This is a genomic window from Pseudomonas azotoformans (genome assembly GCF_900103345.1).
Classification (GTDB): domain Bacteria; phylum Pseudomonadota; class Gammaproteobacteria; order Pseudomonadales; family Pseudomonadaceae; genus Aquipseudomonas; species Aquipseudomonas azotoformans.
Genome location: NZ_LT629702.1, coordinates 720,474 through 731,929, shown reverse-complemented (window position 1 = coordinate 731,929; position 11,456 = coordinate 720,474). Strand labels below are relative to the sequence as shown.

The following is an 11,456-nucleotide window of genomic DNA, read 5'->3' as shown; positions in this document are numbered from 1 at the left end:
TGGGGCTGCTTCGCAGCCCAACGCAGGGCAAGCCTGCTCACTACAAGTTCAGGCAAGTTTCAGGTGACGGGCGTACCACGGGCGTCTCGGCACGCGTTTGAACAACCCCTTCAACAGGCCCTCGTCTTCACCGAAAGTGATGCGCAGCGCCAGCTTCATGGTCTCCGGGTCCATCTCCATCGACCGGCCCATCTGCAACCCCGGCGTGGTGCTGCAGCCGTGGGTATCCGGACCCAGCCAGGGGTCGCCGACTTCCACCCAGCGGCCCGGCGCGAACCAGGCTACGCCGTTGACTTCCATGCGGCTGACTTCGCCTGGATTGAAACGCTCATGGGCGCGAAACCAGTCTTCGATACGGTCATCGATCCAGCCGTGGAAGTGCCAGAACACCGGGTTGACGTGGGAGGAAAACGGATCGCCGAGGAAGTCGTTTTCCGCCGCGTACCAGCGCGGGGCAAAGTCGGAGGGGTCGCGGGCCATGGGCACCGGTGCGCCGTTGGACGGGTCGCGGGGCACCGAGGCCCAGCGCATGTGCAACCAGTCGTGCAGGCCCAGCTCCATTTCGGAGCCGAGCTGCCCCAGGGTAAATCTGGCCAGGTAGCGCGGGTCGCGGTACTGCGACTCCCACACCTGGAAATTGCTGTGATAGGTCTCGGCGGCCTTGATGTCGCTGACCCACTGGGTGTAGTCGCTGTCGTCCGGCGCCCACCAGGTGGGCGGTAGCGCAAAGCCGTCGTGGTTGTCGAAGTAGCGCAGAAAGCCCAGGCGATCACGCTCCAGGGCCGGTTGCGGCGCGGGGAATTGCGGCCATGAGGGCAGGTCCTGCATGGAGCGCGCGGTGCCGAGCATGTGGCGGTGCATGAAGAAGAAGTCGATACCCGAGCCGTTGCGGTCCTTGCGCTTGCCCCGGGCGTCGCGCTCCTGGCCACGCGGGCCGGGTTGCCAGCCGATGCCGCGCAAGGCGTCGCGCTTTTCTTCGGAGAGTTTGTGCCATTGGTCGCGGGTGGCGTGCCACAGTTGGTGGAACAGGCGGTGTTCGGGGGATATCAGCCAGGCCAGCAGGGTCGGGTTGAGGCCGATGCGTTGCCGGGCTTCGGGGAACCACTGCTTATGGGCGATGAAACGGTTATCGCGCTCGACCAGCGCCAAGGGCCGGTCGAGGTCAAGGATCTGACCGCTGAGTGTGCTGCTGCCGGCATTGGCAAAATCCGCCCAGACCTGGTCAAGGGTCATCTTGAATTCATAGGCGGGGATGCCGTCAATCGCGTCGCGGTCGATCAGGCGCCAATAGAGCACGGCGCTCTCGCCTGTCAGCAGGTCACCCAACACGCGGTAACGCGGCTCGCCCTCGGCGCGCAGGTGGGCGGCGGTGTCCAGGTACCCTCGCAAGCCACGTCCACGCGGGGCGATGTCGAGCAGCAACTCCAGACCTTCCAACGGCAGGCCCTTGAGGCCGGCGTCGCGGCCTTCCAGGCGCAGGCTCCACACCCCACGCAGCGTGTTCGCCAGGTGCTGGCCGGCGGTGTCGGCCAGGTCCACCGTGGCTTCGCCGGGGGTGACGGGCAATTCTTCTTCGCGCGTCAACTCGCGATGGGCATAGAAGGCGGCCGGCACGGCGGCGCCGGTCAGCGCCAGGCCTGCGATGAACCCACGTCGAGAGATGGTCATTGTCTACCTTAGGAAACGGCTTTATCAGAGCTAGAACGTTTGCACGCCGGGGAAATTTACCGCCGCGCCCTCACCGCCTAAATTTCCCCGCCCATCACTCGTTCTTCCCTGATAGCGAAGGCCTCAACTGACTGAGATGGCAATGACAAAACCACGTTCGAAAAAGGCGCTGTATATCGGCTTGCCGTTGGCACTGGCCATCGGTGCCGGGGCCGGTTTCCTGGTCTGGGATCACTGGTTCAAGGGCAATGCCGGTTACCCGTTGGAGGTGATCAAGCAGGCCAATGAAATGCAGGACCGGCTGTTGTCGTTCGACAGCCATATCACCGTGCCCATCGATTTCGGCACCGCCGGCAACGAGGCGGACAAGGACGGCAGCGGCCAGTTCGACCTGGCCAAGGCGGCACGCGGGCGCCTGTCCGGTGCGGCACTGACGATTTTCGGCTGGCCGGAAATCTGGAACGGCCCCAACGCCCCGCACAAGCCCACCGATGGTTTTGTCGAAGCCGCGCGCAACGAGCAGGAAGTGCGCTACAAGATCATCAGCGGCATGGTACGCGACTACCCCAACCAGGTCGCCATCGCCTACACCCCGGATGATTTCCGGCGTCTGCATGGCGAAGGCAAGTTCGCGATCTTCATCAGCATGCTCAACGCCTACCCGCTGGGCAACGACCTGAACCTGCTGGACCTGTGGGCGGCGCGCGGCATGCGCATGTTCGGCTTCAGCTATGTGGGCAACAACGCCTGGTCGGACTCGTCGCGCCCGCTGCCGTTTTTCAATGACTCCACCGACGCCCTCGACGGTTTGTCGGACATCGGCAAGCAAGCGGTGCACCGCCTCAATGACCTGGGGGTGATCATCGATGTGTCGCAGATGTCGACCAAGGCCCTGGAGCAGGTGGCGCAGTTGAGCCGCACACCGATGGTCGCCTCCCACTCGGCGCCGCGTGCGTCGGTGGATATCCCGCGCAACCTGAGCGACAAAGAGCTGCAACTGATCAAGCAGAGTGGCGGCGTGGTGCAGATCGTGGGCTTCTCCGCCTACCTGCGCCCGCTGAGCCAGCCGACCCAGGACAAGCTCAACGCCCTGCGTGCGCGCTTCGACCTGCCGCCCCTGCCCAACCTGGCGGTGGCCTTGATGCCGGGCGACGCGATCATCGCCGCCTGGCCGGAACACAAGTTCGGCGAGTACGCCAGCGCGCTGTACGGAATCCTCGATGAAGAACCCAAGGCCACCCTCAAAGACCTGGGGGACGCCATCGACTACACCGTGCGCAAGATCGGCATCGACCATGTCGGCCTCGCCTCGGACTTCAACGACGGCGGCGGCGTCCAGGGCTGGAACAACGTCGGTGAAATCCGCAACGTCACCGCCGAACTGATCCAGCGCGGCTACTCCGAAGCCGATATCGCCAAGCTGTGGGGAGGCAACTTCCTGCGGGTGTGGGACCAGGTACAAAAAGCCGCCAAGCCGTTGGCCAATCGCTAATCACCTAGAAGCCAGTCCATGACCGACCGCCGTACATTTCTCAAGCAGGCCGGGGTATTTGCCGCCAGCCTGCCACTGGGCGCCGCCCTGCTGCCCCAGGCCGTTGCCGCCCCCGCATCGAATGACCCATGGACCGGGTTCAAGCAACTGTTCAACCAGGACCCGGACTACCTGCACTTTTCCAACTTCCTGGTGGCCACGCACCCCAAGCCGGTGCGCGATGCCATCGAGCGCTACCGCGCGCAGATCGACCGCAACCCGGGCCTGGCCATGGACTGGGGCCTGCAGGAAACCTGGAAACGCGAAGGCCAGGTACGCGAATGGGCCGGCCGTTACCTGAAGGCCACGCCGGCGCAGATCGCCCTCACCGGCAGCACCTCCGAAGGGCTGGCGATGATTTATGGCGGGATCAAGGTGCGGCCTGACCAGGAGATCCTCACCACCGTCCACGAACACTACGCCACCGAGTTCAGCCTGGACTTCCGGGTGCGCAAGGAGCAGACCCAGGTCCGCAAGATCAGCCTGTTCAAAAACGCCAACCAGGTGTCCGTGGACGAGGTGCTGGGCAATATCCAGCGCAATATCCGCCCCAACACCCGCGTGCTCGGCATGACCTGGGTGCAGTCCGGCAGCGGCGTGAAACTGCCCATCGGCGAGATCGGCAAGCTGGTGGAAGAACACAACCGCAACCGTGACGACAGGGACCGCATCCTCTATGTGGTGGACGGCGTGCACGGCTTTGGCGTGGAGAACCTCGACTTCCCGGACATGCGCTGCGACTTTTTCATCGCCGGCACCCACAAGTGGATGTTCGGCCCACGGGGTACCGGACTGGTGTGCGCCCGCGACCCGCAAAACCAGTACGTGACCCCGATGGTGCCGACCTTCTCCGAAGACAAGGACTTCGCCACCACCATGACCCCGGGTGGCTATCACGCCTTCGAGCATCGCTGGGCGGCGGATGAGGCCTTCAAGCTGCATCTGCAACTGGGCAAGGCGCAGGTGCAGGCGCGCATCCACGCCCTGAACAGCGAACTGAAAGACCACCTGCTGGGGCACCCGCGTGTCGAGTTGGTCACCCCGCGCAGCCCCGAACTGTCGGCCGGTTTCACGTTCTTCCGGGTCAAGGGCCAGGACAGCGATGCCGTGGCCGACTACATGATGAAAAACCGCGTGGTGATCGACGCGGTGGACCGTGATGTCGGCCCGGTGATCCGCACTTCGCCCGGCCTGCTTAATTCCTCCGATGAGATCCAGCGCTTCATGACGTTGCTGGGTCAGCGGGTGTAACGCACAGCTTTTTCCACTTTGAATGAGAGGACCCCATGAACAAACCCCTCACGGCATTGGCACTCACCGCCCTGTGCGGCGCCTTGCTGCCCAACCTGGCCCAGGCCGCCACGCCGCAACCCGGCAAAGTGTTCAAGGACTGCAAGGATTGCCCGGAAATGGTGGTGCTGCCGGCCGGCACCTTTACCATGGGCACCCCCGAGGACGAAGTCGGCCGCGAGCCCGATGAAGGCCCGATGCACGAGGTGACCTTCGCCAAGCCGTTCGCCATGAGCCGCTTCCACATCACCGCCGGCGAGTGGGACAGCTATATCCGCCAGACCGGCGTGAAGATCGCCGACGGCGACACCCGCCCCGGCCGCGAATGCATCGCCAGCAAGCCGCGCTACCCCCAGGGCCCGCGCCAGCCGGCGGTGTGCATGGACATGGACGACATCAAACAGTACGTCGCCTGGCTATCGAAGAAAACCGGCCAGCAGTACCACATGGTCAGCGAAGCCCAGCGTGAATACGCCGCGCGCGCCGGCTCCACCGGGCCGTTCCCCTTCCCGTTCGACGAGGGCAAGGACTACAGCATCGCCAAGCACGCCAACACCTATGGCCCGGCCGATGGCTACAGCTATTCATCGCCGGTGGGCAGCTACCCGCCGAATGCCTTCGGCATGTACGACATGCATGGCAACGTCTACGAGCGCGTGGCCGACTGCGAACACCCCAACTACATCGGCGCGCCCACCGACGGCAGTGCGTGGATGGAGCCGAACTGCGAGGGCTACATGATTCGCGGCAATGACTGGGGCGAGGCACCGGTGTTTTCGCGCTCGGGCAACCGCAATAACATCTACCCGCAGACGCGGGGGGATTGGATTGGGTTCCGCGTCGTGCGCGACCTCTAACGGCACTGGAGATCCAATGTGAGAGGGGCGGCTTGCCCCCGATGGCGGTGTATCAGTCACTGCCGCCATCGGGGGCAAGCCCCCTCCCACATGTTTAACCGTGCCTGCTTTAGATTCCCTTGCCTTCAGCATGCGCGATGTGCGCGGATTGGATGGGGTTTCGCGTCATGCGCGACCTCCAAGAACACTGGAAATCCATTTGTGGGAGGGGGGCTTGCCCCCGATGGCGGTGTATCAGTCACTACCGCTATCGGGGGCAAGCCCCCTCCCACATTTTTAACCGTGCCTGCTTTAGATTCCCTTGCCTTCAGCATGCGCGATGTGCGCGGACTGGATGGGGTTTCGCGTCATGCACGACCTCTAACTGCACTGTAGATCCAATGTGGGAGGGGACGGCTTGCCCCCGATGGCGGTGTATCAGTCACTACCGCTATCGGGGGCAAGCCCCCTCCCACATTTTTAACCGTGGCTGCTTTAGATTCCCTTGCCTTCAGCATGCGCGATGTGCGCGGATTGGATGGGGTTCCGCGTCGTGCGCGACCTCTAACGGCACTGGAGATCCAATGTGAGAGGGGCGGCTTGCCCCCGATGGCGGTGTATCAGTCACTGCCGCCATCGGGGGCAAGCCCCCTCCCACATTTTTAACCGTGCCTGCTTTAGATTCCCTTGCCTTCAGCATGCGCGATGTGCGCGGATTGGATTGGGTTCCGCATCGTGCGCGACCTCTAACTGCACTGGAGATCCAATGTGGGAGGGGGCTTGCCCCCGATGGCGGTGTATCAGTCACTGCCCCCTCCCACATTTTTAATCGTGCCCGCTTTAGATTGCCTTCCGGGCCAACAACGCCAACCCTTCATGTAACGCCGGGAACAGGCTGTTGTTGAAGTTGTTCCAGCGCAACTCAAGGATGGTGTCGTCCGGCGCGATTTCGGTGTTGAGCACGTCGTGGAACACTTCACCCGAATCAATGCCGTTGTCCACGTAGTGGAACGAGGCACCTGTGAGGTACAGCGGCTCGGATGGCGTGGTGGCCTTGGTCGCCCAGTCGGTGACCGTCAGCCCCCGCGCACCGTACAGCGCGTTCCAGGTGGCATACGCGCCACGGCGCTCGTACGGCGATTCGATACGGGTGATGCCGGGGTGAATGTTCATGATGCGCCCGGCAAACGGCGCGCCCGGGCGCACCAGCTCATCGAGGATCACCAGCAGGCCGTCGAGCACCACGATGTCCGCCTTCAATTCCACCAGCGTGTCGTGCAGGCGACGTTCGAAGTCCTGCTTGCCGGCGATATGTTCCGCGCTGCCCCGTGGCAGGCGTCGATAGGTGGACGGCACGCTCAGCAGCAAATCATTGACCAGGCGCCCCTGCACGCGCAGGTCGGCCGGGTACAGCCATTGGCGGCCCGGTTGGTAGGCAAAGCCGTAGTCGCGGACCAGTTGCTGGTCGCGCGGGTTCTGCTCGTCATCGTCGTACACCACGCCCACCAGGTTGTAAGCCTCGCCCAGCGGCGTGTCGTTCAGCGCCCCTGCCAGGGATTCCAGCACCGACATCATGTAGCGCTCGTGGTCCTTGTAGGCCACTGGCTGTCCGGCCTTGTCGGCGGCGGCATTGCGCAGTGACCACACGTACACCAGATTCCTTTTCGTCATTGTTTCGCTCTCGCTGGATAGATCAGGCACGCGTCGATACGCGTGCGGCTACTCCACAAGAACGAACCAGGCCCCGCCTAATTTATCCATCCCTGCCACCGCCGGGCGCGCCGCGCTAAATAGTCGCGCCAATCCTTCGTTTGTCATGGGTAAGGGTCTGTGTGCCCAGCCCCCTCTTTTTTCACTTTCCGGGAAGTATTTATGACCGACCCCAAGCGCGGCGCCTTCAAAGGTTTGCTCGCATTGCTCAGGCCCTTTCGCACCATCGTGACCGTCTCCGTCGCGCTGGGCATGGCCGGCGGCCTGGCCATCACGCTGTTGCTGGCGACCATCAATAACGCCCTGCACTCGTCCACCGGGATGACGCAGGGGGTGATTCTGACGTTTGCGGCGTTGTGTGTGCTGGCGCTGGTCAGTTCGATCGTGTCGGATATCGGCACCAACTACGTAGGCCAACGCATCATTGCGGCACTGCGCAAGGAACTGGGTGAGAAGGTGCTTTCGGCGCCCATCGAGCAGATCGAGCGCTACCGCACCCACAAGCTGATCCCGGTGCTGACTCATGACGTCGATACCATCAGCGACTTTTCCTTCTCATTCACACCACTGGCAATCGCCACCACGGTAACGCTGGGCTGCCTGGGCTACCTGGCGTACCTGTCGGTGCCGATGTTCCTGATGATGGTCGTGGCGATTGTGATCGGTACTGCCGTGCAATACATGGCTCGCTCCGCAGGCATCAAGGGCTTTGAGGCGGCTCGCGACCAGGAAGACGAACTGCAGCGCTACTACACCGCCATCGCTTCCGGCGCCAAGGAGCTGCGCATCCACCGACCGCGTCGCTACCGCATGAATACCCACCGCATCCAGGCCACTGCCGATCGGATCGGCGATATCCAGATCCGCTCGGTCAACATCTTTATCGTCGCCAAAACCTTTGGCTCCATGCTGTTCTTCGTGGTGATCGGGCTGGCGCTGGCGTTCCAGGCGTACAACCCCAACCCCGACCCGGCGGTGATCACCGGTTTTGTGCTGGTGCTGCTGTATATGAAGGGCCCCCTGGAGCACGTGGTGACGGCGCTGCCAATTGTCAGCCGCGCGCAGATCGCGTTCTCGCGCATTGCCGAACTCTCGGAACGTTTCTCGTCTCCCGAGCCGCATTTGCTGCTGGAAGACAGCGAAGCCCCCAAACCGGTGGTGCACAGCCTGGAACTGCGCGGCGTGAGCTACAGCCCGCCACCGGTGGAAGGCAGCGAGCCGTTCCACCTGGGGCCCATCAACCTGAGCATCAAACAGGGCGACATCGTGTTTATCGTCGGCGAGAACGGCTGTGGCAAGACTACGCTGATCAAGCTGCTACTGGGCCTTTACCAGCCGCAATCCGGTGAAATCCACCTCAATGGCGAAGCCGTGATCGCCCCGACCCGCGACGATTACCGCCAATTGTTTACCACCGTCTTTGCCGATTACTACCTGTTCGACGACCTGGTCCAGGGCGGCGGGAAACAGTCGCTGGACAGCGCGGCCCAGTACCTGGAACGCCTGGAAATCGCCCACAAAGTCACGATCAAGGACGGCGCATTCAGCACCACCGACCTCTCCACCGGACAGCGCAAGCGCCTGGCCCTGGTCAACGCCTGGCTGGAAGAGCGCCCGGTACTGGTGTTCGACGAATGGGCCGCGGACCAGGACCCGGCGTTCCGCAGGATCTTCTACACAGAACTGCTGCCGGACCTCAAGCGCCTGGGTAAAACCATCATTGTCATCAGCCACGACGACCGTTATTTCGACATCGCCGACCAGTTGGTACGCCTGCGTGCCGGAAAAGTAGTACACGAAATGGAGCCTGCATGAGTTTTCTTTTCCGGTTTTTCCAGGCAGGAACGTCTCACTAGTGGTAATGAGAACCAACCTCATAAACATCTAAAAACTGCCCAACCAAACATAGAAGAGAAAACATCCATGTCAGTACGACTCGGTCTCAGCCCCCTGAGCAAAGCGTTGTCAATGCGCAGGGCCTTGAACGTCAACCTGAAGCCATGCGCCCTGGCCCTGGCGGTTTCGTTACCGCTATCGGGCTATGTACAGGCTCAAGAGATCGAGATCGACATTCCTGCACAGCCGTTGGGGACGGCACTGCAGGAGTTTGGCCGTCAGACCAATCTGCAGGTGCTGTACAGCCCGACGGATGTTCAGGATAAAAGCAGCACTGCGGTGAAAGGCAGACTGGAACCGACCCAGGCCATTACCGCCCTGCTCAAGGGCACCGGCGTCAGCCACGCCCAGCAGGGCAATGCAGTGACCATCACGGCCGGCACCACCTCCGGGCTGGAACTGGGAGCGACCCAGGTGACCGCCAACCAATTGGGGACGATCACCGAAGGCAGCGGGTCCTACACGCCGGGCACTATTGCCACCGCGACCAGAATGGTGCTGACCCCGCGTGAAACCCCACAGTCGATCACGGTCATCACCCGCCAGCACATGGATGATTTCGGGCTGAACTCCATTGATGACGTGATGCGTCATACCCCGGGCATTACCGTGTCGACCTTCGACAGCGAGCGTACCAACTATTACGCCCGTGGGTTTTCGGTCGAGAACTTCCAATATGACGGTATCCCTACCCTGCGCAACTCGGCCTACTCGTCGGGCCAGACCCTCAGCGACATGGCGATCTACGACCGCGTGGAAATCCTCAAGGGTGCAACCGGCCTGTTGACCGGAGCGGGGGCGCCAGGCGCAACCATCAACCTGATCCGCAAGAAACCAACCCGAGACTTCAAGGCGAGCCTGGACCTGGGTGCTGGTAGCTGGGACAACTATCGCTCCCAGATCGACGTGAGCGGCCCGCTGACCGAGAGCGGCAACATACGCGGGCGTGCCGTGGCGGCCTACCAGGACAAGCATTCGTTCATGGACCGCTATGAGCGCAAGACCAACGTCTATTTCGGCACCCTGGAAGCCGACCTGGACGAAGACACCCTGCTGACGGTGGGCTTCGACTACCAGAACAGCGACCCCAAGGGCTCGGGCTGGTCCGGCAGCCGCCCACTGTTCGATCGCAGCGGCAACCGCATCGATGTAAAGCGTTCGTTCAACAACGGCGCCAAGTGGAGCAGTTGGGAGCAGTACACCCAGAGCGTCTTCTCCACCCTGGAACACAATTTTTCCAACGGCTGGGTGTTGAAGGGCCAGTACACCCACCAGTTCACCGGCTACGACGCACCGATGGGCGCGATCCAGCTCGGCCCGTTCCCAGCGACCGGCCTGTCGACCCTCTACGCAAACAAATTCACCGGCCACACCCGCGCCGACTCTGGCGATATCTACGCCAGTGGCCCGTTCACCCTCGGTGGTCGCGAGCATGAACTGGTGATTGGTGGCTCGGCCTCCAACTCCCGCTGGAGAGGCAAGGACTATGGTGCGCCGATTTACGTCAACGGTCGTGTCGTTGACTTCTGGAACTTCGACGGCAACTTCCCGGAGCCGAATTGGGGCAAGCCAACCCGTGTGATTGACGAAACCACCCGGCAAACCGCTGGCTACATGACCGCGCGCTTCAACCTGACCGATGACCTGAACGTCTTCCTCGGCAGCCGCGTGGCCAACTACTGGCTGACCGGTGACAACCACTCCACGGAAACCGGCAAGGTCGTCCCTTACGCTGGCGTTACCTATGACCTGAACGACAACTTCACCGCCTACGCCAGCTACAGCGAAATCTTCATGCCGCAGGTGTACAACCGCGACCGCGAGAACAAACTGCTGGAACCGGACGAAGGCAAGAACTACGAAGTCGGCGTGAAGGGCGAGTTCTTCAACGGCGGGCTCAACACCAGCCTGGCCTACTTCGAAGTGCATGAAACCAACCGCGCCGAGCCCGATGCGCAATACAACGCCAACCCGACCAACCCAAGCATCGAGTTCGCCAACAAGGGCATCACCGCCAAGACCAAAGGCTTCGAAGCGGAAATGTCTGGCGAGCTGGCCCCCGGCTGGCAAGCTCAAGCGGGCTACACCCATAAGGTCATCCGCGATGAGCATGGCGTGAAGGTCTCGACCTGGGAGCCGCAGGACCAGGTCAGCTTCTGGACCTCCTACAAGCTCAAAGGCCCGCTGGACCGCTTGACCATCGGCGGCGGCGCGCGCTGGCAGGGCAAATCCTGGCAAAACGTGTACAACAGTGGCAAGGGTCGCAACGAAGACTTCACCCAAGAGGCCTATTGGCTGGTGGACGTAATGGCCAAGTACCAGATCACCGACAATGTCTCCGCGACGCTGAACGTGAACAACCTGTTCGACAAGTACTACTACACCAACATCGGCTTCTATAACACGTCCTATTACGGTGACCCGCGCAACGTCATGCTGAGCACGCGCTGGAACTTCTAAGCGCAAGTAACCCAGGAACCCCGCCCCTTCGGCGGGGTTTTCTTTGGGCGTTTACAAACCGCCAG

Annotated in this window: 7 protein-coding genes; 5 read left to right on the top strand and 2 right to left on the bottom strand. The window is 62.3% G+C overall.

Annotation, left to right across the window (positions count from 1 at the left end; translation table 11 throughout):
* Window positions 1–48: 48 nt before the first annotated feature.
* Window positions 49–1,668: a pyoverdine maturation tyrosinase PvdP gene (gene pvdP, locus BLR69_RS03245; protein ID WP_071495276.1), complete on the bottom strand. Its 1,620-nt coding sequence runs from the start codon at window positions 1,666–1,668 to the stop codon at window positions 49–51.
* Between the two features lie 142 nt (window positions 1,669–1,810).
* On the opposite strand from pvdP, the gene pvdM reads away from it, so the two are divergent.
* From pvdM to pvdO, 3 genes are read left to right on the top strand one after another with little or no spacing between them, the layout of a single operon-like run.
* Window positions 1,811–3,160, top strand: a complete 1,350-nt coding sequence (gene pvdM / locus BLR69_RS03240; protein WP_071495277.1) for a pyoverdine-tailoring dipeptidase-like protein PvdM — start codon at window positions 1,811–1,813, stop codon at window positions 3,158–3,160.
* Between the two features lie 18 nt (window positions 3,161–3,178).
* Entirely contained in the window at window positions 3,179–4,450 is a 1,272-nt protein-coding gene (gene pvdN, locus BLR69_RS03235; RefSeq protein WP_071495278.1) for a pyoverdine-tailoring periplasmic protein PvdN, read from the top strand.
* Between the two features lie 35 nt (window positions 4,451–4,485).
* On the top strand, window positions 4,486–5,346 hold the full coding sequence (gene pvdO / locus BLR69_RS03230; RefSeq protein WP_071495279.1) for a dihydropyoverdine dehydrogenase: 861 nt from the start codon (window positions 4,486–4,488) through the stop codon (window positions 5,344–5,346).
* Between the two features lie 819 nt (window positions 5,347–6,165).
* Here the strand turns inward: pvdO and BLR69_RS03225 are convergent.
* Entirely contained in the window at window positions 6,166–6,996 is an 831-nt protein-coding gene (locus BLR69_RS03225; RefSeq protein ID WP_071495280.1) for a N(5)-hydroxyornithine transformylase PvdF, read from the bottom strand.
* Window positions 6,997–7,197: 201 nt separating this feature from the next.
* Here BLR69_RS03225 and BLR69_RS03220 point away from each other — a divergent pair, with 201 nt between their 5' ends.
* Both BLR69_RS03220 and BLR69_RS03215 read left to right on the top strand, forming a co-directional pair.
* Entirely contained in the window at window positions 7,198–8,850 is a 1,653-nt protein-coding gene (locus tag BLR69_RS03220) for a cyclic peptide export ABC transporter (protein WP_071495281.1), read from the top strand.
* Between the two features lie 108 nt (window positions 8,851–8,958).
* On the top strand, window positions 8,959–11,391 hold the full coding sequence (locus BLR69_RS03215) for a TonB-dependent siderophore receptor (protein ID WP_197681377.1): 2,433 nt from the start codon (window positions 8,959–8,961) through the stop codon (window positions 11,389–11,391).
* Window positions 11,392–11,456: the final 65 nt, after the last annotated feature.